The sequence below is a fragment of the Streptomyces sp. NPDC048171 genome (assembly GCF_043202655.1).
Lineage (GTDB): Bacteria > Actinomycetota > Actinomycetes > Streptomycetales > Streptomycetaceae > Streptomyces.
Genome location: NZ_JBIDAU010000004.1, coordinates 418626 through 441232 on the forward strand (window position 1 = coordinate 418626; position 22607 = coordinate 441232).

The following is a 22607-nucleotide window of genomic DNA, read 5'->3' on the forward strand; positions in this document are numbered from 1 at the left end:
CCGGCCTGCACCGAAGCGTCCCCCTCCCCGCCCCCGCCCCTCACCCCGTGTTCCGGGCGATACGCGAGCTAAGGAGCCCGCGATGAGCGACATGATCAGTGCGGATCTGGTCGACCTCGACCTGTCCGTCGACACCAAGGAAGCGGCGGCGCGCGCCCTCGCCGAGCGGATGGCGGCCCGGGGCCGGGTGACCGACCTGGAGGGCTTCCTCGCCGACGTGGCCGCCCGTGAGGCGCAGATGCCGACCGGCCTCGACGGCGGCATCGGCATCCCGCACTGCCGCAGCGAGCACGTCACCGAGCCCACGCTGGCCTTCGGGCGCAGTGCGCGGGGCATCGACTTCGGGGCGGCGGACGGCCCGGCCGACCTGGTCTTCCTCATCGCCGCACCGGCGGGCGCCGACGACGCCCACCTGACGATCCTCTCCTCCCTGGCCCGGCAGCTGATGAACGCCGAGTTCACGGACGCGCTGCGCGCGGTGGGCGACCCGGCGGACGCGGCGGCGCTGATCCGCGGCGAGGAGCCCGCGGCGGCCCCCGCCGACGAGGACTCCGCCGTCGGGGTCTCCGCCGACGAGGACTCCGTGGCGACCCCGGCGGCGGCCTCCGCCGGGGCCGCCACGGTCGGCACCGGCGAACGGGAGGACCCCGGACCGCCCGGGCGCCCCTTCCGGATCGTCGCCGTCACCTCCTGCCCCACCGGCATCGCGCACACCTACATGGCCGCCGAGTCGCTGGAGAACGCGGGCCGCGAGGAAGGCGTCGAGGTCGCCGTCGAGACCCAGGGCTCGGCCGGGTTCGACCGGCTGGACCCCGCGGTGATCGCGGCGGCGGACGGCGTGATCTTCGCCCACGACGTGCCGGTGCGCGAGAAGGACCGCTTCGCCGGGAAGCCCACCGTCGACACCGGCGTCAAGGCCGCCATCAACCGGCCGGGCGAGCTGATCGGCGAGGTCCGCGGGAAGGCGGCCCGCGGCGAGGTCACGGCGGCCGGGGCGACGGATGCGTCCGGTTCCGCCGGTGCGACGCCGGTCGAGCGGGGCGGCGAGTCCGGTGAGGGGTATGGGACGAAGCTCCGCAAGTGGCTGATGTCCGGCGTCAGTTACATGGTTCCGTTCGTCGCCGCGGGCGGTCTGCTGATAGCCCTGGGCTTCGCGATCGGCGGCTACGAGATCAACAAGGCGCCGTCCGTGACGGACCACTTCGTGTGGACCCAGGCGGACAGCTGGGCGGCCCTGCTGTTCCAGATCGGCGGCGTGGCCTTCGCCTTCCTCGTCCCGGTGCTGGCCGGCTACATCGCCTACGGCATGGCCGACCGGCCGGGTCTGGTCCCCGGCTTCGTCGGCGGCTCGATCGCGCTGACCGTCAACGCCGGTTTCCTCGGCGGTCTGGCGGCCGGTCTGATCTCGGGTGCCGTGGTGCTGGCCGTCCAACGGGTGCGCATCCCGAAGGCGTTGCGCGGCATCATGCCGGTGGTGGTGATCCCGCTGATCTCGGCGGCGGTCGTCGGGTTCCTGATGTTCGTGGTGATCGGCAAACCCATCGCGTCCGCACAGTCGGCGATGACCGACTGGCTGAACGGCCTGTCCGGCGCCAACGCGATCCTGCTCGGTGCCCTCCTGGGCCTGATGATGTGCTTCGACCTGGGCGGCCCGGTCAACAAGGTCGCCTACACCTTCGCCACCGCGGGCATCGCGGTCGCCAGTCCCAGCGACTCGGCGATGAAGATCATGGCGGCGGTGATGGCGGCCGGCATGGTCCCGCCGCTGGCGATGGCCCTGGCCACCACCGTGCGCGGCCGGCTCTTCAACGCCGCCGAGCGCGAGAACGGCAAGGCCGCCTGGGTGCTGGGCGCCTCCTTCATCTCCGAGGGCGCGATCCCGTTCGCCGCAGCCGACCCGCTGCGGGTCATCCCGTCCTCCATGGTGGGCGGCGCGGTCACCGGCGCCCTGTCGATGGCCTTCGGGGCCACGCTGCGGGCCCCGCACGGCGGCATCTTCGTGGTCCCGTTGATCGGCAACCCGCTGCTCTACCTGGTCGCCATCGCGGCCGGCGTCTGCGTCACCACGGCCCTGGTGATCGTCCTCAAGGGCCTGCGCAAACCGGCGCGGGGGGCGACCGCGCAGGGGCCCGGCGGTGCGGACCCGTCGGACCGGGCACCCGGGGCGAAGCAGCCGGTGGCCGCGTAGAGCCGGGCCGGCCGGACGCTCCCGCCGTCACCGCTCACCGCTCACCGCTCACTGCTCACTGCTCAGGAGGAGAGCTGCGCGGCCCGTCGCTCCATCGCGCGGCGGGCCGCGTCCTCGCTGTCGTAGACCTCGCACATGTGCCGACCGTCGGGCGTGGCCGTGTGCTCGACCTCCCAGAGCGAGACCTCGGCGCCGTCGCGGAGCAGGAACGCGTGCTCGTAGAGCGAGAACCCGGCGCGGGCGCGGCCCGCGCGGCCGGGACCGCCGAAAGCCTGGATGATCTGGTGCGCGGACGCCGTCGCCAGCAGCTCGGCCAGCTCGGATCCCGGCCGGTCCGTGTTCTCCGCACGGCGCAGCAGCCGACGGGCGTGGTCCGCCGAGGCGTCGGAGACGTAGGTGTGCCGCGGGGCCGGGACCGGGGAGTGGTGCACCTGCACCGGCAGTTCGAAGTCCGGCGTCTCCGGCGGCAGCGCCAGCCGGGAGGTCGCGGTGCGCAGCTCCTCGTCGTCCAGGTACACCTCGTGCTGCGGTTCACCGCCCGGGACGGTGTTGTGGACCAGCTCCCAGAGCGTGAGCGCCGAACCGTCGGCGAGCAGCCAGGTGTGCCGGTACGTCTCACGGTGCAGCCCCGCGCTGTGGTGCGCGGAGTGCAGGGAACCGTCGTGCGCCAGCGCGCAGTCCAGGCGCCGTATCGTCTCGTCGGGCAGTTCGAACGAGTTCAGGGCGCGACCCAGCAGCCGCATGAGATGCTCCTCCGGAGACTCGGGCGACTCGGGTGGTTCGTACGCTGCCGTCTCGTACGGAACGCTCAAGGTTTCTCCCGGCGTTGCTGCATGTCACCTTGTGGGTGCATACCGTAGCCCCTCGACCGGACATCATGTCCGGGAACCGAGAAAACGTACGCACGAAAAACCCGCGGGCCGCGCGAAAAGTTCCCGCGCGACCCGACGTTACGTCAAAATCCGCTGGTCAAAGCCCGGTCGGACGACATGCGCCGCAACATTTCGACACCGCCCGGCCGTTCTCCCGTCACCCGCCGTACAGCTCCCCGTACGACGGCCAGGCCCCGCCCGGTCCGTCCACCGGCCCGGCGGCCCGGACCGCGCGGACGATCGCCCGCGTCACCATGTCCGCGCCGGCCGCCAGCACCTCGTTCAACGCGAGCGGCTGCCCCTCGGAGAGCGGACGCGCCCCGGTCGCCAGCGCGAACACCGTGTCCCCGTCGCTGAGCAGGTGCACCGGCCGGACGGCGCGCGCGATCCCGTCGTGCGCCGTGCCGGCCAGCTTCTGCGCCTGCGCCTTCGACAGGTCGGCGTCGGTGGCGACCACGGCGAGCGTGGTGTTCAACGGCGGTGGAGCGTTCCTCGCCGCGACCTCCGCCAGGCGCCGCCCCGCCGCCTCGTGCACCTCCGCCGCCGGATACGGGACCCGCCCGCCGCCGAACAGCTCCCCGTACAGCACCCCCGTCTCCGGATCCGTCACCGACCCCGCCGCGTTGGCCACCACCAGTGCGGCCACCGTGATGCCCGAGTCCAGCACGGTGCTCGCGGTGCCGACGCCGCCCTTCAGCGTGCCGACCACGGCCCCCGTGCCCGCCCCGACGCAGCCCTGCGGCACCCCGGCGCCGGGGGAGTCCGCACTCGCCTGCGCCGCCTCGACGGCCACCCGGCCGGTGGCGGCGTCCGGCCTGGCCCGGAAGTCGCCACCGCGCCCCAGGTCGAAGACGCAGGCCGCGGGCACCACCGGCACCACGTGCGCGGGGTCCGGCCCGACGCGCACCCCGCGTCCCCGCTCCTCCAGCCAGGCCATCACCCCCGACGCCGCGTCGAGCCCGTACGCGCTGCCGCCGGTCAGCACCACCGCCTGCACCCGCTGCACCAGGTTGCGCGGATCGAGCGCGTCGGTCTCCTTGGTGCCGGGGCCCCCGCCGCGCACGTCCACGGCCGCCACCGCCCCGTCTTCCGGAGCGAGCACCACCGTCGTCCCCGTGAGCCATCCGTCGCCGCGCCGCGTCGCGTGCCCCACCAGCAGACCCGCGACGTCCGTCAATGCGTCAACTGTCATGCCGCCAGTCTCGTCCACACCGGTGGCCGGGGCGGGCCGCGGCCGGTCAGGCGGCGGACGGCGCCGCGCCCCGCGGCCGCCCGGTGTGCCGCGCGGTCAGCGTCACGCCGGTCGCCACGGCCAGCGCCAGGACGACTCCGGCCACCAGCACCGCCATGTCCCCGAGGAAGGTGCAGCAGATCACGAGCAGCGCGGCGGTCGGCAGCACCGACTGCTCGGCGATGCCCACCTTGAAGTGCCGTGCGTGCAGCGCCCACACCGTGATCAGGAACAGCGCCGTCGGCAGGGTCACCGCCGCGGACGCCGCGAGCGTCGAGATGTGCGCCTTCCCCACGGTCTGCTCCACCGCCACCTCCAGCCCCGCCCCGATCGCGGCGGCCGAGGCGAACACCACGTAGTGGCCGTAGCCCCACACGAACGACTGCCTGCTGGTCCGCAGACGGCTGTGGACGGGGACCACGAAGTAGATCCACCAGGCGGAGAAGACGATGAGGAGCCCGCCCGCCGCGATCGGCAGCACCTCGCCCAGCGCGTCGTTCTCCTCGATGCCCGACTTCACCGCCACCGTGGCCGCCGCGATGGTCTCGCCGAGCACGATGATCGTGAACAGCCCGTACCGCTCGGAGATGTGGTGCGGATGCCAGGCCGACATGTGCCTGCGCTCGGCGAACACCGGCACGCACAGCTCCAGCACCACCATCGCCAGGTACAGCCAGCCCCGGCCGCCCTCGGGCAGGACCAGCAGCCCCAGCCAGCCGACCTGGCAGACCAGCACGCCTCCCGCATATCTCAGGGCCATGGCACGCTCTGCCGCCCCGGCCGTGCGCGCCGCCCTGAGCCACTGCACCGACATGGCGACCCGCATGATCACGTAGCCGAGGACGACGGCCACGTAGTCGTGGTCCTCGAAGGCCCGGGAGACGCCCGCCGCCAGCACCAGCACACCGGCCATCTGCACCAGGGTGACGATCCGGTAGAGCACGTCGTCGTTGTCGTAGGCCGAGGCGAACCACGTGAAGTTCATCCACGCCCACCAGATGGCGAAGAAGATCATCGCGTAGTTGAGAACGCCCTCGCCGGCATGGCCCTCGGCGACCGAGTGCACCAGCTGCACGCCCGCCTGGGCGATGGCGACGACGAAGCACAGGTCGAAGAAGAGCTCCAGCGGCGTGGCGACGCGGTGCGGCTCCTGCCGCCCGCGGGCCTTCAGGCTGCGGACCGGGGGGCGGGCGCCGGGCGGGCCCGAGGACGCGCCCGCGGGCTGGGGACTGGACGTCATGGCTCCCAGCACAGCAGAGACGACGCCGGTCCGCTTGTGGAGCGGGGCCGTACCCTGGACCCATGAGTACCGCCCACGAACCCGAGCCGCGCGCGCCCAGGCCGGCGCTGGTCTTCGACGACCCGCTGGACCAGCAGACGTCGGACGACACCGACCGCGGCTGGGGCGAGCGGCCCGAGGGCGACAGTGCGGCCGACCTGAAGCGCTTCCTCGACGAGAAGCCGCCGCACCACCTGTGAGCCGCGCGGGCACCCGGCCGCCGACCGGCCGCCGCCGCTGCCGCTAGGAGCGGTCGGGCCCCGAACCGCGCTGCGCGACCAGCTCGTCCCGGATCTCCTTGAGCACCTCCAGCTCGGTGACCTCGATGATCTCCTCGGCGCTCTCCTTGGCCTTGCGGCGGGCCTCCTGCCGGGCCAGGTACTTCGCCATGGGCAGGACCATCAGGAAGTAGACGACCGCCGCGGTGATCAGGAACGAGAGCGTGGCGCCCAGCACCGAGCCCCACAGGATCCGCACGCCCGTCGCGGTGTCGCCGGTCCCGGTGCACGGGCCCTTCAGGCAGGAGCTGTAACTGTCCAGGCTCTGCGTGCCGAACGCCCCGATCAGCGGGTTGATGACCCCCTTCACCACCGAGTTGACGATGTTGGTGAAGGCGGCGCCGATGACGACCGCCACCGCCAGGTCGATGACGTTTCCGCGCATCAGGAAGGCCTTGAAGCCCTGCCAGACGCTCGGGTCGCTCTTCTCGCTCACGGTGGACGTTCTCCTCGCTTGAACAGGTGTTGGAATGGAGCGCTCCGCAACCTACGTCAGCGTTGGGCCGTCCTGTCCAATCCGGTCCCTCGAACGAGCGACTTGACGGCCTCAGCACAGGGTCACCGCCAACCGCCCCGTGGTACCGGCGCCGACCAGCCGGTGAGCGGTGTCGCGCTCCACCGACACCACGACCAGGGCCCCGCCCGCCGCCCCCTCCACAGGCTCCGGCACCTCCGTGACCCGCGCCCCGCGCGCGACCACGGAGGGCGCACCGGCGTCCCCGGTCGCGACCACGTCGACGCGGTCGCCCGGACCGAGCAGCCGTACCGTCTCCGCGTCCGCGATCCGTACCGGCGCCGCCACGAGCCGCGGGCCGGGCCGCTCGCGCACCTGGTCGGCCACCGGATGTCCGCGTGCCCGCTTCGGGTCCGGCCCAGCGGCCCCCGGCTGCGGGCCCGCGGCCACCAGCGCCGCTGCGGTGACGGCGAGCCCGGCGGCCACGACGCGCCGCCGGTGCCGGACGAGCCGGTGCAGTCGGCTCCGTCCGCCGCGCACCCGCACCGGGGCGAAGGGCGGCACCTCGCCGGTGGGTGGCGCGTCGGTGCCGAGCGGGAACGGGCCGGGGGAGGGAAGGACGGAACGGGACACGGTGACCACCACCTGCGACGAGGGATCTGCTTGCGCTCCCACGATGAGGCTTTTCGCCGGACCCCGCCGAGGCCCGTGGACCACCGCCCGCTTGTGGACAACTCCGCCACCCGAAGGGGACGTTCCGCCTGAACCGGAACCCGTTCCCGGCCCACCCCACGGCAGCACGGTCCCCCCGGACACGTCCCGTGCCACGGCAGCACGGTCCTCTGATCCATCCCCTGCTACGGCAGCACGATCCCCGGATCCATCCCGCCGAGCGCCGCCCCGCACGGGCAGTCCCGCTCCCCGTTCTCCGGCAGCGCGGCCACCGCGTCGAACAGGACGCCCCGGAGCCGGTCCACGTTGGCCGCGAACACCCGCAGCACCTCCTCGTGCGAGACGCCCTCACCGCTCTCGGCGCCGGCGTCGAGGTCGGTGACGAGGGTCAGCGAGGTGTAGCAGAGCTCCAGTTCACGGGCGAGCGCCGACTCCGGGTGACCGGTCATGCCCACCACGGACCAGCCCTGCGCCCGGTGCCACAGCGACTCCGCCCGGGTTCCGAAACGGGGCCCCTCGACCACGACCAGGGTGCCGCCGTCCACGGCTTCCCAGTCCCTTCCCCGCGCCGCCTTCAGCGCGGCGGCCCGCCCGGTGGGGCAGTACGGGTCGGCCAGCGACACGTGCACCACGTTGGGCACGGTGCCGTCGGGCAGCGGCAGTCCGTCGAAGTACGTCGAGGGGCGGGACCTGGTCCGGTCAACGAACTGGTCCGGCACCAGCAGCGTGCCCGGCCCGTACTCCGGACGCAGGCCGCCGACCGCGCACGGGCCGAGGACCTGGCGCGCGCCGACCGAGCGCAGCGCCCACAGGTTGGCCCGGTAGTTGATCCGGTGCGGCGGCAGATGGTGGCCGCGGCCGTGCCGGGGGAGGAAGGCGACCCGCCGGCCGGCGATCTCGCCGAGGAAGAGCGAGTCGCTGGGCGGCCCGTACGGAGTGTCCACCTCGACCTCGGTCACGTCGTCGAGGAACGAGTAGAAACCGGAGCCGCCGATCACGCCGATCTCGGCATTCACCTTGTTCGCCATGTCCGCACCCTAACCGGCCCGGGAAACGCCGAGGACCCCGTCGTCGTACGACGACAGGGTCTCGTAAGAACCTGGTGCGGCCGGGCGCTTCCCGCGTCCGGCCGGCGGCCTACGCGGCGGTGGTGCTGGAGGAGGAGCTGCCGGAGCCGGAGGACGAGGAGGACGAACCCGAGCCGGAGGCCGACGACGAGGACGAACCCGAGTCCGAGGACGAGGAGGACGACGCCCCGGACTTCGACGACGACGCGGGCGAGCTGCTCGACGAGCTGCCGCGGCTGTCGTTGCGGTAGAAGCCGGAACCCTTGAAGACGATGCCGACCGCCGAGAACACCTTCTTCAGGCGGCCCTGGCAGTTCGGGCACTCGGTGAGGGCGTCGTCGGTGAACTTCTGCACCGCCTCGAGGCCCTCGCCGCACTCGGTGCACTGGTACTGGTACGTCGGCACTGTCTTCCTCCTGGCACTCTCACTCGATGAGTGCTAACGACGGTCCATAGTGACGTATTCCTCGGGATCAGTCCACTGCGACGGGCTCGCGGTGACCGACGCCACGTGCGACCGTGCGCCCCTGGGGCCGGGAGGCCAGCCGCGAGCGCAGGGCCACCAGGACCACCAGCGCGAGCACCGTGCCGCCCATCGGCACCAGGAATCCGGCCCCGTCCCGGAACCCGTCCTCCAGCTGTCCCGCGACGGTCACCGCCAGCGCCTGCCCGAGGGCGACGGCGCCGGTCAGCCAGGTGAAGGCCTCGGTACGGGCACCGGCCGGGACCAGGCCCTCCACCAGGGTGTAGCCGGTGACGATGGCGGGCGCGACGCAGATGCCGACCAGCAGACCGAGCCCGGCCAGCACGAGCACCGACTGCGCCGCCCACAGGCCGGAGGCGGTCAGCGCGAGGGCGGCGTAACCGATCAGGAGGCGCCGCTGCGGGGCGACCTTCCAGGCGATGGCGCCGCAGGCCAGGCCGGAGAGCATGTTGCCGGCGGCGAAGACGCCGTAGAGGACGCCGTTCAGGCCGGGCTCGCCGATCGACTCGGTGAACGCGGCCAGCGACACCTGCATGCCGCCGAAGACGGAGCCGACGCCCAGGAAGGCGACGATCAGGACGCGCACCCCGGGGACGCGCAGCGCGGAAACGTGCTCCCCGCGCGCGTGCGCGCCGTCGGCCCCGCCGACCTCGGGCTGCGTGCTCTTCTGCGCGGCGAACAGCAGACCGCCCACCAGGGTGAGCGCGGCCTCGGTGACCAGGCCCGCGGCCGGGCCGATGCCCGTGCACAGGGCGGTCGCCAGCAGCGGGCCGAGGACGAAGGTCAGCTCGTCGGTGACGGACTCGAAGGCGGCGGCGGTGCTCATCAGGGGGGAGCCCTTGAGCTTGACGCCCCAGCGGGCCCGCACCATCGGCCCGACCTGCGGCACCGACGCACCCGCGGGCACGGCCGCCGCGAACAGCGCCCACAGCGGTGCGTCCGCGAGCGCGAGCACGGTCAGGGTCAGGCCGGACGCCGCGTGCACGAGAACGCCGGGCAGCAGGACGGCGCGCTGCCCGTAGCGGTCGGCGAGCCGTCCGCTGTAGGGGGCGAACAGGGCCATGGAGACGCCGGTGACGGCCGCGACGGCGCCCGCGACGCCGTAGGAGCCCGTGGTGTGCTGCACGAGCAGCACGATGGAGATCGTCAGCATGGCGAACGGCTGGCGGGCCGCGAAACCGGGGAGCAGGAACGTCCAGGCGCCGCGGGTGCGCAGCAGCTGTCCGTATCCGGGGCGGGCGGAGGCGGACGCGGTGTGCGGCGCTGCCTCCGGCGACTTCTTCGACGGGGTGACCGTGGATGCCACGGCCGTGCCTTTCTGCCGCCTGGTAGCGCGGTCCGCCTCGCGGCTGTCGCCGTGCGGGAGCGCCGAGAGCTGTCCTCTTGCGCGGACTGCGGTAGATGCCGGAGCCCGTGCGGATGAGGGGGCGTGCCGGCCGCCATACGGTCGCGCCAGCTCTGCATCAGACAGAGTTGGTTCGATCAGGTGCCGCACTCATCGTACAGGGATCAAGAGGGGCGCAACCGTGTGAAAGCGAGCACCCCTCGGCCGCTCACCGTTGACGGCCGCCGCCGTCCCCCGTGCCCAGCCAGCCGGCCAGCTTGCCGCCGGCGCCGACCGCGCGCAGCCGTGCCTCGGCCGCGTCGCGGACGGGGTCCGTGGCGACCACGAGGAGTTCGTCCCCGCGCCGCAGTCCCGTCGTGGGCAGCGGCACGAACGACTTCTCGTCGCGCACGACCAGCGTGACCGCGGAGCCGGGCGGCAGCCGCAGCTCGCTGACCTCGACGCCGTGCATCTTCGAGCCCTCGGGGATGGTCACGGACAGCAGGTGCCCGCGCAGCCGCTCCAGGGGAGCCGACTCGATGCCGAGGTCGGCGGCCTCGTCGCTCTTGCCCAGGCGCAGCTTGCGGGCCAGCCACGGCAGCGTGGGCCCCTGGACCAGGGTGTAGACGACGACCAGGACGAAGACGATGTTGAAGATCCGGCGGCTGCCGTCGACGCCCTCCACCATGGGGATCGTCGCCAGGATGATGGGCACCGCGCCGCGCAGTCCGGCCCAGGACATGAGGGCCTGCTCCTGCCACGGCACCCGGAAGGGGGTCAGGCACAGCACGACGCTCAGGGGGCGCGCCACCATGGTGAGCACCAGCCCGATCACCAGGGCGGGCAGGATGTCGTCGCCCAGTTCGTGCGGGGTGACCAGCAGGCCGAGCAGCACGAACATGCCGATCTGGGCGAGCCAGCCGAGTCCGTCGGCGAACCCGCGGGTGGCCGGCCAGTGCGGCAGCCGGGCGTTGCCCATCACCATCGAGGCGAGGTAGACGGCGAGGAAGCCGCTGCCGTGCGCCATGGCGCCGGCCGCGTAGGCCGCCACGGCGATCGAGAGGACGGCGATGGGGTAGAGGCCCGAGGCGGGCAGCGCCACGTGCCGCAGTCCCCACGACCCCAGCCAGCCCACCGCGAGCCCGATGGCGGCACCGATGGCCAGCTCCAGGGCGATCTCGCCGAGCAGCACGTACCAGTGCTCGATCGGGCCGGCCGTGGAGAAGGCGACCACCAGGATGACCACCGGGGCGTCGTTGAAGCCCGACTCGGCCTCGAGGGTGCCCACTATGCGCGAGGGCAGCGGGATCCTGCGCAGCACGGAGAAGACCGCGGCCGCGTCCGTGGAGGACACCACGGCGCCGACGATCAGTGCCTGCCGCCACTCCAGCCCGGTCAGGTAGTGCGCGCCCGCCGCCGTCACGCCGACGCTGACCGCGACCCCGACCAGCGCCAGTGCGGAGGCGGCCGGCAGCGCCGGTTTCGCCTCCTTCCACTTCGTGCCGAGTCCGCCCTCGGCCAGGATCACGACCAGGGCGGCGTACCCGATGACCTGGACCAGTTCGGCGTTGTCGAAGTGGATGTCGCCGATGCCGTCCTGGCCCATGGCGACGCCGATGGCCAGGTAGACGAGCAGGCTGGGGAGCCCGCTGCGCGAGGAGATCCGTACCGCCGCGACGGCGATGAGCAGGACGAGCGAGCAGACGAGCAGGAGCTGGTTGAGGTGGTGGACAGTCAGCGGCCGTTCCCTTCCCTGGCGCACAGCACGGAATCACAGCGCGGGCGAGTGCGCTCGTTCGGCACGCGAGGCGCACCCCCATGGCACACGAAGCCACCATGCTCTGCGGACAACTACTTCGTTACCTTACCTAACTCTTGACGCTTTCTTGACGCTCGGCTTGGCAAGATCGAACGCCCGTGCGCCGCGGTACCCGACTCCGCGTCAAGGGCGAGCCGGGCCTGCGCCTACAGTTGCTCCAGCGCTCAGTACAAAGCACAGCCCGCCCCTGCCGCTCGTGTTAGGACAGCAAGGACAGCGATGCCCCCCAACACCACCGCCTCCACGGGTCAGCAGCCCGGCACGTCCGGCAGGAAGAAGGGGCGCAAAGGGCGCCTGCTCGTCCTCGTGCTGGTGCTGGCCATCATCGGCGGCCTCGCCTACGGGGCGTACTGGTCCATCAGCACCGTCCGCGCGTCCTTCCCGCAGACCAAGGGATCGATCACGCTGGACGGCCTGTCGGGCCCGGTCGACGTCAAGCGCGACGGTTACGGCATCCCGCAGGTCTACGCCTCCACCGACGAGGACCTGTTCATGGCGCAGGGCTACGTCCAGGCGCAGGACCGGTTCTACGAGATGGACGTGCGCCGGCACATGACCGGCGGGCGCCTGTCGGAGATGTTCGGCAAGAGCCAGGTCGACAACGACGAGTTCCTGCGCACGCTGGGCTGGCACCGGGTGGCGAAGAAGGAGTACGACGAGAAGCTGTCGGACTCCACGAAGAAGTACCTCCAGGCGTACGCCAAGGGAGTCAACGCCTACCTGAAGGGCAAGGACGGCAAGGACATCTCCCTGGAGTACGCCGCCCTCGGCTTCACCAACGACTACAAGCCGCAGGAGTGGACCCCCGTCGACTCGGTGGCCTGGCTCAAGGCGATGGCCTGGGACCTGCGCGGCAACATGCAGGACGAGGTCGACCGCGCCCTGATGACCAGCCGCCTCGGCCCCAAGCAGATCGCCGACCTGTACCCGGCGTATCCGTACGACCGGAACAAGGCGATCGTCCAGGAGGGGCAGTACGACGACCTGACCAAGACCTTCGACGGCGGCGGCTCGTCCGGCGGCGACGACTCCTCGTCCGGCTCCGGAACGGGCACGGGCACCGATACCGGAACAGGCACCGGTACGGGTACCGGGAGCGGCACGGAGATAGGGACCGGTACGGGCAACGCTCTCGAAGGCCAGCTGTCCGGCCTCCAGGACGTCCTGGACGACCTCCCCACCGCCGTCGGCGTGAACGGCAACGGCATCGGCTCCAACTCCTGGGTCGTGTCCGGCAAGCACACCATCACCGGACAGCCGCTGCTGGCCAACGACCCGCACCTGTCCCCGTCCCTGCCGTCCGTCTGGTACCAGATGGGCCTGCACTGCAGGACCGTCTCCGCGAAGTGCCAGTACGACGTGTCCGGCTACACCTTCGCGGGCATGCCCGGCGTCGTCATCGGCCACAACCAGCAGATCGCCTGGGGCCTGACCAACTCCGGCGTCGACGTCACCGACCTCTACCTGGAGAAGATCACCGGCGAGGGATACCAGTACGACGGCAAGGTGGTGCCCTTCCAGACGCGGCGGGAGACCATCAAGGTCGCCGGCGGTGAGTCCAAGACCATCGTCGTGCGCGAGACCAACAACGGCCCGCTCCTGTCCGACCGCGACAGCGAACTGGTGCAGACCGGCAAGCGGGCCACCGTCGACACCGCCGCCCCCGACCGCGGCGACGGCTACGGCGTCGCGCTGCGCTGGACCGCGCTCGACGCGGGCAACACGATGGACTCCGTCTTCGCGATCGACCGGGCCAGGAACTGGGACGACTTCCGCGAGGCCGCCACCCTCTTCGACGTGCCCTCGCAGAACCTGGTCTACGCCGACAGCGAGCACATCGGCTACACCCTGCCCGGCAAGATCCCCGTGCGCGCCGAGGGCCACGACGGCTCGGTCCCGGCGCCGGGCTGGAGCTCCAAGTACCGGTGGACCGGCGAGTACATCGACCAGGACGAGCTGCCCTACGAGTACGACCCGGAGCGCGGCTACATCGTGACCGCCAACCAGGCCGTCGTCGGCGAGGACTACCCGTACACGCTGACCACCGACTGGGGCTACGGCACCCGCAGCCAGCGCATCACCTCCCTGATCGAGCAGAAGATCAAGGACGGCGGCAAGATCTCCACCGACGACATGCGCCAGATGCAGCTGGACAACAGCAGCGAGATGGCCAAGCTGCTCGTGCCCCAACTGCTCAAGATCGACGTCGGCGACAAGGACGTCCGCGAGGCGCAGAAGCTGCTGGAGGGCTGGGACTACACCCAGGACGCCGACTCGGCCGCCGCCGCGTACTTCAACGCCGTCTGGCGCAACGTCCTCAAGCTGGCCTTCGGCAACAAGCTCCCCAAGGAGCTGCGGGTCAAGGGCCAGTGCCTGTGGGTCGACCCGGTCAACACCACCGGGCCCGCGGACGAGGTCGACAAGGTCCGCGAGTGCGGCCGGCGCGACGCCGACCAGGCCCAGCCGGACGGCGGCGACCGCTGGTTCGAGGTGGTCCGCACCCAGATGCAGAACCCCAAGAGCGCCTGGTGGACCACGCCGGACTCCGGCGCCCGCGACGGCGCCGAGAACAACCGGGACGACCTGTTCAAGCGGGCCATGATCGACGCCCGCTGGGAGCTGACCGCCAAGCTCGGCAAGGACATCGACACCTGGAACTGGGGCCGGCTGCACCGCCTGTTCCTGAACAACCAGACCCTGGGCACCGAGGGCCCCGGCTTCGTGAAGTACGCCCTCAACCGCGGCCCGTGGAAGCTCAGCGGCGGCGAGGCCGCGGTCAACGCCGCCGGCTGGAACGCGGCCGGCGGCTACGGGGTGGTGTGGGTGCCGTCCATGCGGATGGTGGTCAACCTCGGCGACCTCGACAAGTCCCGGTGGATCAACCTCACCGGAGCCTCCGGACACGCCTACAGCGCCCACTACACCGACCAGACGGACAAGTGGGCCGACGGCGAACTGCTGCCGTGGTCCTTCTCCAAGAAGGCGGTCGACGAGAGCACGAGCGACACCCTGGTGCTCAAGCCCTAGGCGGCACCGACGCGACGGAAACGGCCCCACGCACGCGTGGGGGCCGTTTCCGTGCCCGGAGTTCAGCGGAACCTGCGCACCCCCGACGGCGTCACCACCGCGTCCACCGGCCGGTCGTGCGGCTCGGCGGGGACGCGCCCGACGACCTCCCGGTCGTACAGCAGCACCAGCAGCGCGGGACGCGCGCCCGACCGCTCCAGGCGGGCGAGCACCCGGTCGTACGATCCGCCGCCGCGCCCCAGCCTGAGGCCCCGCCCGTCCACCGCCACCCCCGGCAGCAGCACCACGTCGGCCGCCGTCACCGCGTCCGGCCCCAGGCGGGGACCGGCGGGTTCGAACAGGTCCATCCGCCCGCCGTGCCGCACGCGTGCGAGGGAGTCCGCCCCGGTGTACTCGCCCCAGTCCAGGTCGTTGTCCGGCAGCAGGGCGGGCAGCAGGACGCGCACGCCCCGCGCGCACAGCGCGTCCAGCAGCGCGAGAGTGCCCGGCTCGGCGCCCACGGAGACGTACGCCGCCACGGCGCGCGCCCCCGCGACCTCCGGCATCGCGAGCGCCCGCGCTGCCAGCGCGTCCCCCGATTCCCGCACGTCATCGGCGGTCAACCTGTTCCTCACCGCGAGGATCTCCCGCCGCAAGGTCCGCTTGTCAGGTTCGTCCGCGGGGCCGGTGTGTGGCATTGGTCGCTCCCGTACCGCTCTAATGCGCTCATATGAGCGCCAATGATCCTGAGTCACAGATTCTCCCTATAGGCACCGGATATGGTGGCGCGCATGACTCAGTCCCACCCCAGGATCAGCAAGGCTGTCATCCCCGCAGCCGGGCTCGGTACCCGGTTCCTGCCGGCCACCAAAGCCACTCCCAAGGAGATGCTGCCGGTCGTCGACAAGCCGGCGATCCAGTACGTGGTCGAAGAGGCCGTGGCCGCGGGCCTCGGCGACGTCCTCATGGTCACGGGCCGCAACAAGCGCCCCCTGGAGGACCACTTCGACCGCAACTACGAACTGGAGTCCGCCCTCCAGAAGAAGGGCGACGCGGGCCGGCTGGCCAAGGTCCAGGAGTCCAGCGACCTCGCGATGATGCACTACGTCCGCCAGGGCGACCCCAGGGGCCTCGGCCACGCCGTACTGTGCGCCGCCCCGCACGTCGGCCACGAGCCCTTCGCGGTCCTGCTCGGCGACGACCTGATCGACCCGCGCGACCCGCTCCTCCAGCGCATGATCGACGTCCAGGAGCAGTACGGCGGCAGCGTGATCGCCCTCATGGAGGTCGCGCCGGAACAGATCCACCTCTACGGCTGCGCCTCCGTGGCCCCGACCGGCGACGGCGACGTGGTCAAGGTCACCGGGCTGGTCGAGAAGCCCGACGAGGCCGACGCCCCCTCCAACTACGCCATCATCGGCCGCTACGTCCTCGACCCGCGCATCTTCGACATACTCCGCAAGACCGAGCCCGGCCGCGGCGGCGAGATCCAGCTCACCGACGCCCTCCAGCAGCTGGCCGCCGACGAGAAGGCCGGCGGTCCGGTGCACGGCGTCGTCTTCAAGGGCCGCCGCTACGACACCGGTGACCGGGGCGACTATCTGCGTGCCATTGTCAGACTCGCATGCGAACGTGAAGACCTGGGACCGGACTTCCGGACCTGGCTTCGCAGTTACGTAGCCGAGGAGATGTAACGACGTTGAGCAGCGCGCCCCGTGACACCGGACACGACCACGCCATCGCGGACGCCGGTCCGGACCGGCTGTGGTCGGTGCAGGACCACCTGGACGACGTCCTCGCCACCGTCCGCCCCCTGGAACCCATCGAGCTGAACCTGCTCGACGCCCAGGGCTGCGTCCTGGTCGACGACGTCACGGTGCCGCTGTCCCTGCCGCCCTTCGACAACAGCTCGATGGACGGGTACGCGGTGCGGGTCACCGATGTCGCGGGCGCCAGCGAGGAGTTCCCCGCCGTCCTGGAGGTCGTCGGGGACGTCGCCGCCGGCCAGGCCGACCCGCCCTCCGTCGGCCCCGGCCAGGCGGCCCGCATCATGACCGGCGCCCCGCTGCCGCCCGGCGCGGAGGCCGTCGTCCCCGTGGAGTGGACCGACGGCGGACTCGGCCAGGGCCCGGTCTCCGGCATGCGGGCCCGCAGCCTGGCCCCCGAGGGCGCCGAGGGACAGGTGCACGTCTACCGGCCGGCCGATGCACGCGCCCACGTGCGCGCCAAGGGCAGCGACGTCCGCTCCGGCGACCGGGCCCTGGAGGCCGGCACCGTCCTGGGCCCGCCGCAGATCGGCCTGCTCGCCGCGATCGGCCGGGGCAAGGTCCGGGTCCGCCCCCGCCCGCGCGTGGTGGTGCTCTCCACCGGCAGCGAACTCGTCCAGCCCGACGAGCAGCTGGCCTCCGGTCAGATCTACGACTCCAACAGCTTCGCCCTCACCGCGGCCGCCCGCGACGCCGGCGCCATCGCCTACCGGGTGGGCGCCGTCGCCGACGACGCCGAGACCCTGCGGGCCACCATCGAGGACCAGCTCGTCCGCGCCGACCTGATGGTCACCACCGGCGGCGTGAGCGTCGGCGCCTACGACGTGGTCAAGGAGGCGCTGGCGCACGTCGGCGACGAGGACGAGCCGGGCAGCGGCGTGGACTTCCGCAAGCTCGCCATGCAGCCCGGCAAGCCCCAGGGCTTCGGCGCCATCGGCCCCGACCACACCCCGCTGCTCGCCCTGCCCGGCAACCCGGTGTCGTCGTACGTCTCCTTCGAGCTGTTCGTCCGCCCGGCGATCCGCACCCTCATGGGCCTGCCCGACGTCCACCGGCCGACGGTCACCGCGACCCTGTCCGCGAAGAAGCCGCTGACCTCGCCCAAGGGCCGCCGCCAGTTCCTGCGCGGCACCTACGCCGACGGCTCAATCACCCCCGTCGGCGGCTCCGGGTCCCACCTGATCGCCGCCCTCGCGCACGCCGACGCCCTGATCGTCGTCCCCGAGGACACCGAGTCCGTCGAGCCGGGCGCCGAGGTCGAGGTGGTCCTGCTCGGCTGACCCCGCCCGGTTGCCGGTAGCGTGTCGCGCACAGCAGGCCCACGCGCCGCACCGCGCCGGGCCAGGACCGGGAGCGCCACACAAGCATGAGTACGCAGGACCGAACCCCGAACGGCGGACGGGACCCGCAGGGCCGGCTGACACACATCGACGAGGCGGGCGCCGCCCGGATGGTCGACGTGTCCGGCAAGGACGTCACCGCACGCACCGCGCGCGCCAGCGGGCGCGTCCTCGTCGCCCCCCGCGTGGTGGAGCTGCTGCGCGGCGAGGGGGTCCCCAAGGGCGACGCCCTGGCCACCGCGCGGATCGCGGGCATCATGGGCGCCAAACGCACCCCGGACCTGATCCCGTTGTGCCACCCGCTGTCGGTCTCCGGTGTGAAACTGGACCTGTCGGTCGCGGACGACGCCGTGGAGATCACCGCCACGGTGAAGACGACGGATCGCACGGGCGTCGAGATGGAGGCCCTCACCGCGGTCACCGTCGCCGCGCTCACCGTGATCGACATGGTCAAGGCGGTCGACAAGGGAGCGGTCATCACGGACGTGCGGGTGGAGGAGAAGACGGGCGGCAAGTCGGGCGACTGGAGCCGGTCATGACACCGGACACGTCGGCAGGGGGCGCCCTCCTCGCCCCGTACAGCGCCCTGGTGGTCACCGCCTCCAACCGGGCCGCCGCCGGGGTCTACGAGGACAAGGGCGGCCCTCTGGTCGCCGACGGCCTGCGCCGGTTCGGCTTCGCCGTGGACGGCCCGCAGGTCGTCCCGGACGGCGACCCCGTCGAGGCCGCCCTGCGCGCGGGCGCCGAGGCCGGCTACGACGTGATCGTGACCACCGGCGGCACCGGCATCTCGCCCACCGACCGCACCCCCGAGGCCACCCGGGCGGTGATCGGCCACGAGATCCCGGGCATCGCGGAGGCGATCCGGGCGTACGGCCGGGACAAGGTGCCCACCGCGGCGCTCTCCCGGGGCCTGGCCGGAGTGGCGGGCGGCACGCTGATCGTCAACCTGCCGGGCTCCTCCGGCGGGGTGAAGGACGGCCTCGCCGTGCTGGAGCCGCTGCTGATCCACGCCGTCGACCAGCTCCGGGGCGGCGACCACCCCAGACCCGGCACCGGAGGGGGTGCGAGCTGAACAGCCCATCCTGGCCCGCGGAGCTGAGGGACGGCGACATCGTCCTGAGGCCGATCAGGCTGCGCGACCAGCGGGCCTGGCGCGAGGTCAACCGGCGCAACCGCGACTGGCTGCGCCCCTGGGAGGCCACCATTCCGCCGCCCGGCCCCGGCGGCCCGCTCACGCACCGGCCGACCTACCGGCAGATGGTGCGGCACCTGAGGTCGGAGGCGAACGCGGGGCGGATGCTGCCGTTCGTCATCGAGTACCAGGGGCGGCTGGCCGGGCAGTTGACGGTGGCCGGCATCACCTGGGGCTCGATGTGCTCCGGCCACGTCGGCTACTGGGTGGACGAGTCGGTGGCCGGACGCGGCGTGATGCCGACGGCCGTGGCGATGGCCGTGGACCACTGTTTCCGCACCGTCGGACTGCACCGCGTCGAGGTCTGCATTCGACCCGAGAACGCGCCCAGCCGCCGGGTGGTGGAGAAACTCGGATTCCGCGAGGAGGGCCGCAGGCCGCGTTATCTCCACATCGACGGCGCATGGCGCGACCATCTCGTCTTCGCGCTCACCGCGGAGGAGGTGCCGGAGGGTCTGCTGAGGCGCTGGCACCGGTCACGGGACCGGAGCGCGCCGAACACGGGAAATTGAATATACGTTCGAAAATGATCGGATGGCGATCGTCCGAAGCAGAGAAATTCGCCTCTCGGGCGCGACTCTGACGGTCTGCTGATCGCATCGATCACAAGAAAAGTTCGAAATATCAGCCAGATCGTGCGACACACCGGCCCAATTGGCGGATGGCCTCACGGAAACCCCTCTACCGTGTGAGGCGTGAGCAGCAGCGGCCTCATCTACGCAGTCATCGTCGGGGCCTGGGCCGCCTACTTGGTGCCGATGTGGCTCCGTAGGCAGGACGAGCTGAACGAGGCCCGTCCGACGGAACGCTTCAGCACCGCCATCCGGCTGCTGTCCGGACGGGCGGGCATGGAGCGCCGGTACGCCAAGGACCTGCGGTCGCGCCCCGCCGACGAGGCGGAGCCCGACGCCGACGCCCCGGACGCCGCCACCGACTCGGTGGACGTCCGGGCCTTCGCCGTGTCCCGGACCCGACGGCACACCCGGCCCACCCCACCGCAGCACACCGCGGAGCGGCCCGAGAAGGCCCGCCCGGAGCCGGGCGCACCCGCGCCGGGTCCCAGATCCGGCACGTCCCCGGAACCCGCGGGCCGCACCACCGGCTCCGGCGCCGCAGCGGCGCGGGGGCGGGTACCGCAGGCCCGCCGCGCACCCGTCTCCGCCGAGGCCGCGGCCCGCGCCAGGCGCACCAAGGTCCTCGCACGCCGCCGCCGCACCACCGTGATGCTGTTCCTGGCCTTCACGCTCGGCTCGGTCGTCGCGGCGGTCGGCGGACTCGCCTTCCTGTGGGCGCCCGGCGTGCCCGCACTGCTGCTCAGCGCCTACATCGCCTACCTGCGCGCGCAGGAACGCCGCCGGTTCGCCTTCCAGATGGACCGCCGCCAGGCCGAGGTCGCCGCGCAGCGGCTGCGCGACCGCGGCCCCCGGCCGCCGGGGAGGCGCACGCCGGCCGACCCCGTCGGTTCCGTCGGCGACGCCGACGCCGAGGAACTGGACGACGGGCCGGAGACGGAGGCCGACGCCGGGCTCTCCGCGCTCGCCGCGGACCGGCGGGCACTGGTCGAGCAGACCGACCACGCCGAGTGGGTCGACCAGCAGCGTGACCCCCGCGGACGCCCGCGGGGCGACAGCTGGGACCCGGTACCGGTGCCCCTGCCCACCTACGTCACCGCCCCGGTCGCCCCGCGCGCCACACCCGACGTGGACCTCGCGGCGCCCGACGCCTGGAGCTCGGCCCGCTCCAGCGCCGTCACCCCCGAAAAGGAGGACGCGGTGTCCGCCCCCGCGCCGGACCGCGCCGCCGATCCCGCCGAGGACCGCACGGAGACACCGGCCCGCAGCGACGCCCGCCGCGCCGCCTCCGCCCGCCGGGCCCGGGAGCGCGGCCGCACACCGCTCTTCGACCAGTACGAGGACGGCGGCCGCCCCCGCGCCGCCAACGAGTAGACCCGTCCGGGGCCGTCCCGTCGCCGCCCCGGAAACGGATTTTTGAGCAGGCCGGGAGGGGTGCTAGAGTTTCACTCGTTGCAAGGGCCTGTGGCGCAGTCTGGTAGCGCACCTCGTTCGCATCGAGGGGGTCTGGGGTTCAAATCCCCACAGGTCCACGCACGTTGTCGAAGGTCCCGTCCGGTCATCACGACCGGACGGGACCTTCGACGTTTCCCGGCCCACCGCGCGTGCCGCCGCGCGACCCTGTGCGCGGTGTCACACCAACCTGATCCGCTGTCAGAGTCGTGCTGAACGGCGCGGGCGACGAGGAGGCGAGGCCCTAGGGGGCCTGGAGAGCCTTCGCGTAGCAGAGGCTGTCCTCGTGGAAGCGGTAGTAGCCGAACTTCGTGCACGGCTCGTACCCGCTGGACAGGTACAGGGCCACGGCCTCCGGCTGCTTGGTGCCGGTCTCCAGCACCATCCGGGCCCGGCCTGCCGTACGGGCGTCCTCCTCCAGGGCGGCCAGGATGCGGCGCGCCACCCCGCGGCCACGCACCTGTTCTATGACGAACATCCGCTTCAGCTCGGCGTCCCCGTCGAGGTTCCCCTCGTCGTTGGCGTCCTGGCGGCGCCAGCCGCCCGAGGCGACCGGGACCTCGTTCTCGTCGTATGCGACCAGATAGAGGCCGTTCGGCGGCGCGAAGTCCGACGGGTCGAGCTGCGTGGCGTCGCCGCCGTCGCCGTAGCGCACGTCGTACTCGGCCTGGACCTCGTCGTTGAGCTTGACGGCGTCGGGGTGGTCGAAGGCGACTCGGCGAATGTTCATGCTACCTACCGTATATTAATGCGAGATCCGGGATCGGGGCACCGTCCAGTGTGCCGGTATCGTGCCCTGGTGCTCACCGTGACCTCCGTGAATGTGAACGGTCTGCGCGCCGCCGCGAAGAAGGGCTTCGTGGAGTGGCTCGCCGACACCACCGCCGACGTGCTGTGCCTCCAGGAGGTGCGGGCCGAGCCCCAGCAGCTGCCCGAGCACGTCCGTACGCCCGACGGATGGCACGTCACGCACGCGCCGGCCGCCGCCAAGGGCCGGGCCGGCGTCTCCCTCTACACCCGCCGCGAGCCCGACGCCGTCCGCGTCGGCTTCGGCTCGGCCGAGTTCGACGGCAGTGGCCGCTACGTCGAGGCCGACCTGCCCGGTGTGACGGTCGCCTCCCTCTACCTCCCGTCCGGCGAGGTCGGCACCGAGCGCCAGGACGAGAAGGTCCGCTTCATGGGCGAGTTCCTCGCCTACCTCAAGGAACTGCGCGAACGCGCCGCCGCCGAGGGCCGCGAGGTCGTCGTCTGCGGCGACTGGAACATCGCCCACCGCGAGGCCGACCTGAAGAACTGGCGCGCCAACAAGAAGAACTCCGGCTTCCTGCCGGAGGAACGCGACTGGCTGAGCCGCGTCCTCGACCCGGCCGAGGGCGGCTACGTGGACGTCGTACGCGCACTGCACCCCGACGTCGAGGGGCCGTACTCGTGGTGGTCGTACCGGGGGCGGGCCTTTGATAACGATTCAGGTTGGAGAATCGATCTCGCCGCCGCTACCCCGGCACTGGCCGCCCGCGCGGTCAAGGGGTTTGTCGAGCGAGCAGCCAGCCACGCGGAACGGTGGTCGGACCACGCACCCGTGACGGTGGTCTTCGAGTCGTGACGGAC

General features: G+C 72.3%; 21 protein-coding genes and 1 tRNA gene. 11 read left to right on the plus strand and 11 right to left on the minus strand.

Annotated elements, in window-relative coordinates:
- The first annotated feature begins 82 nt into the window (after positions 1 to 82).
- Entirely contained in the window at positions 83 to 2188 is a 2106-nt protein-coding gene (locus tag ACGF3J_RS13550; protein WP_393854152.1) for a fructose-specific PTS transporter subunit EIIC, read from the plus strand.
- A 62-nt stretch (positions 2189 to 2250) separates the two neighbouring features.
- On the opposite strand, the gene ACGF3J_RS13555 is transcribed toward ACGF3J_RS13550, so the two are convergent.
- From ACGF3J_RS13555 to ACGF3J_RS13565, 3 genes are all read right to left on the minus strand, one after another.
- On the minus strand, positions 2251 to 3000 hold the full coding sequence (locus ACGF3J_RS13555) for a DUF6227 family protein (protein ID WP_161330952.1): 750 nt from the start codon (positions 2998 to 3000) through the stop codon (positions 2251 to 2253).
- Positions 3001 to 3217: 217 nt separating this feature from the next.
- Positions 3218 to 4252, minus strand: coding sequence for a P1 family peptidase (locus ACGF3J_RS13560; RefSeq protein WP_161330953.1), 1035 nt, complete (start codon positions 4250 to 4252; stop codon positions 3218 to 3220).
- 46 nt (positions 4253 to 4298) lie between these two features.
- Entirely contained in the window at positions 4299 to 5531 is a 1233-nt protein-coding gene (locus ACGF3J_RS13565; RefSeq protein ID WP_161330954.1) for a low temperature requirement protein A, read from the minus strand.
- A 62-nt stretch (positions 5532 to 5593) separates the two neighbouring features.
- Between ACGF3J_RS13565 and ACGF3J_RS13570 the strand changes: the two genes are divergently transcribed.
- Positions 5594 to 5770, plus strand: coding sequence for a hypothetical protein (locus ACGF3J_RS13570; protein ID WP_202558670.1), 177 nt, complete (start codon positions 5594 to 5596; stop codon positions 5768 to 5770).
- Between the two features lie 43 nt (positions 5771 to 5813).
- Here ACGF3J_RS13570 and mscL read toward each other — a convergent pair whose 3' ends face one another.
- The 6 genes from mscL to ACGF3J_RS13600 all read right to left on the minus strand — a co-directional run bounded on the left by mscL (position 5814) and on the right by ACGF3J_RS13600 (position 11611).
- Positions 5814 to 6284: a large conductance mechanosensitive channel protein MscL gene (gene mscL, locus ACGF3J_RS13575; RefSeq protein WP_161330955.1), complete on the minus strand. Its 471-nt coding sequence runs from the start codon at positions 6282 to 6284 to the stop codon at positions 5814 to 5816.
- A gap of 111 nt (positions 6285 to 6395) precedes the next feature.
- On the minus strand, positions 6396 to 6866 hold the full coding sequence (locus ACGF3J_RS13580) for a hypothetical protein (protein ID WP_393854182.1): 471 nt from the start codon (positions 6864 to 6866) through the stop codon (positions 6396 to 6398).
- Between the two features lie 293 nt (positions 6867 to 7159).
- Positions 7160 to 8002 (minus strand): S-methyl-5'-thioadenosine phosphorylase, encoded by an 843-nt coding sequence (locus ACGF3J_RS13585; protein ID WP_161331999.1) that lies wholly within the window; start codon positions 8000 to 8002, stop codon positions 7160 to 7162.
- A 109-nt stretch (positions 8003 to 8111) separates the two neighbouring features.
- A complete protein-coding gene (locus ACGF3J_RS13590; protein ID WP_122617519.1) occupies positions 8112 to 8447 on the minus strand; it encodes an FmdB family zinc ribbon protein in 336 nt (111 codons plus the stop codon).
- A 67-nt stretch (positions 8448 to 8514) separates the two neighbouring features.
- Positions 8515 to 9831, minus strand: coding sequence for an MFS transporter (locus ACGF3J_RS13595; RefSeq protein WP_161332000.1), 1317 nt, complete (start codon positions 9829 to 9831; stop codon positions 8515 to 8517).
- A gap of 247 nt (positions 9832 to 10078) precedes the next feature.
- Complete coding sequence (locus ACGF3J_RS13600; protein WP_161332001.1) at positions 10079 to 11611, minus strand: potassium/proton antiporter; 1533 nt, start codon at positions 11609 to 11611, stop codon at positions 10079 to 10081.
- Between the two features lie 276 nt (positions 11612 to 11887).
- Between ACGF3J_RS13600 and ACGF3J_RS13605 the strand changes: the two genes are divergently transcribed.
- Entirely contained in the window at positions 11888 to 14695 is a 2808-nt protein-coding gene (locus ACGF3J_RS13605) for a penicillin acylase family protein (protein ID WP_161332002.1), read from the plus strand.
- 62 nt (positions 14696 to 14757) lie between these two features.
- On the opposite strand, the gene ACGF3J_RS13610 is transcribed toward ACGF3J_RS13605, so the two are convergent.
- On the minus strand, positions 14758 to 15372 hold the full coding sequence (locus ACGF3J_RS13610; RefSeq protein ID WP_161332003.1) for a 5-formyltetrahydrofolate cyclo-ligase: 615 nt from the start codon (positions 15370 to 15372) through the stop codon (positions 14758 to 14760).
- Between the two features lie 93 nt (positions 15373 to 15465).
- Here ACGF3J_RS13610 and galU point away from each other — a divergent pair, with 93 nt between their 5' ends.
- The 7 genes from galU (at position 15466) to ACGF3J_RS13645 (ending at position 21079) form a co-directional block, all read left to right on the plus strand.
- Positions 15466 to 16368: a UTP--glucose-1-phosphate uridylyltransferase GalU gene (galU, locus tag ACGF3J_RS13615; RefSeq protein ID WP_122617559.1), complete on the plus strand. Its 903-nt coding sequence runs from the start codon at positions 15466 to 15468 to the stop codon at positions 16366 to 16368.
- 5 nt (positions 16369 to 16373) lie between these two features.
- The gene (gene glp, locus ACGF3J_RS13620) at positions 16374 to 17720 is read left to right on the plus strand and encodes a gephyrin-like molybdotransferase Glp (RefSeq protein WP_393854153.1); all 1347 of its coding nucleotides are present in this window, start codon (positions 16374 to 16376) and stop codon (positions 17718 to 17720) included.
- 86 nt (positions 17721 to 17806) lie between these two features.
- On the plus strand, positions 17807 to 18319 hold the full coding sequence (moaC, locus tag ACGF3J_RS13625; RefSeq protein ID WP_161332004.1) for a cyclic pyranopterin monophosphate synthase MoaC: 513 nt from the start codon (positions 17807 to 17809) through the stop codon (positions 18317 to 18319).
- On the plus strand, positions 18316 to 18855 hold the full coding sequence (locus ACGF3J_RS13630; RefSeq protein ID WP_161332005.1) for a molybdenum cofactor biosynthesis protein B: 540 nt from the start codon (positions 18316 to 18318) through the stop codon (positions 18853 to 18855). The genes moaC and ACGF3J_RS13630 overlap by 4 nt, the downstream gene beginning before the upstream one ends.
- Entirely contained in the window at positions 18852 to 19487 is a 636-nt protein-coding gene (locus ACGF3J_RS13635) for a GNAT family N-acetyltransferase (protein ID WP_161332008.1), read from the plus strand. The genes ACGF3J_RS13630 and ACGF3J_RS13635 overlap by 4 nt, the downstream gene beginning before the upstream one ends.
- Positions 19488 to 19670: 183 nt before the next feature.
- The gene (gene glpR / locus ACGF3J_RS13640; protein ID WP_393854154.1) at positions 19671 to 20921 is read left to right on the plus strand and encodes a gephyrin-like molybdotransferase receptor GlpR; all 1251 of its coding nucleotides are present in this window, start codon (positions 19671 to 19673) and stop codon (positions 20919 to 20921) included.
- An 84-nt stretch (positions 20922 to 21005) separates the two neighbouring features.
- Positions 21006 to 21079: transfer RNA gene (locus tag ACGF3J_RS13645), tRNA-Ala, on the plus strand.
- A 164-nt stretch (positions 21080 to 21243) separates the two neighbouring features.
- Here the strand turns inward: ACGF3J_RS13645 and ACGF3J_RS13650 are convergent.
- Positions 21244 to 21729, minus strand: coding sequence for a GNAT family N-acetyltransferase (locus tag ACGF3J_RS13650; RefSeq protein WP_161329268.1), 486 nt, complete (start codon positions 21727 to 21729; stop codon positions 21244 to 21246).
- A 69-nt stretch (positions 21730 to 21798) separates the two neighbouring features.
- Here ACGF3J_RS13650 and ACGF3J_RS13655 point away from each other — a divergent pair, with 69 nt between their 5' ends.
- Positions 21799 to 22602: an exodeoxyribonuclease III gene (locus tag ACGF3J_RS13655; protein ID WP_161329267.1), complete on the plus strand. Its 804-nt coding sequence runs from the start codon at positions 21799 to 21801 to the stop codon at positions 22600 to 22602.
- Positions 22603 to 22607 lie beyond the last annotated feature (5 nt).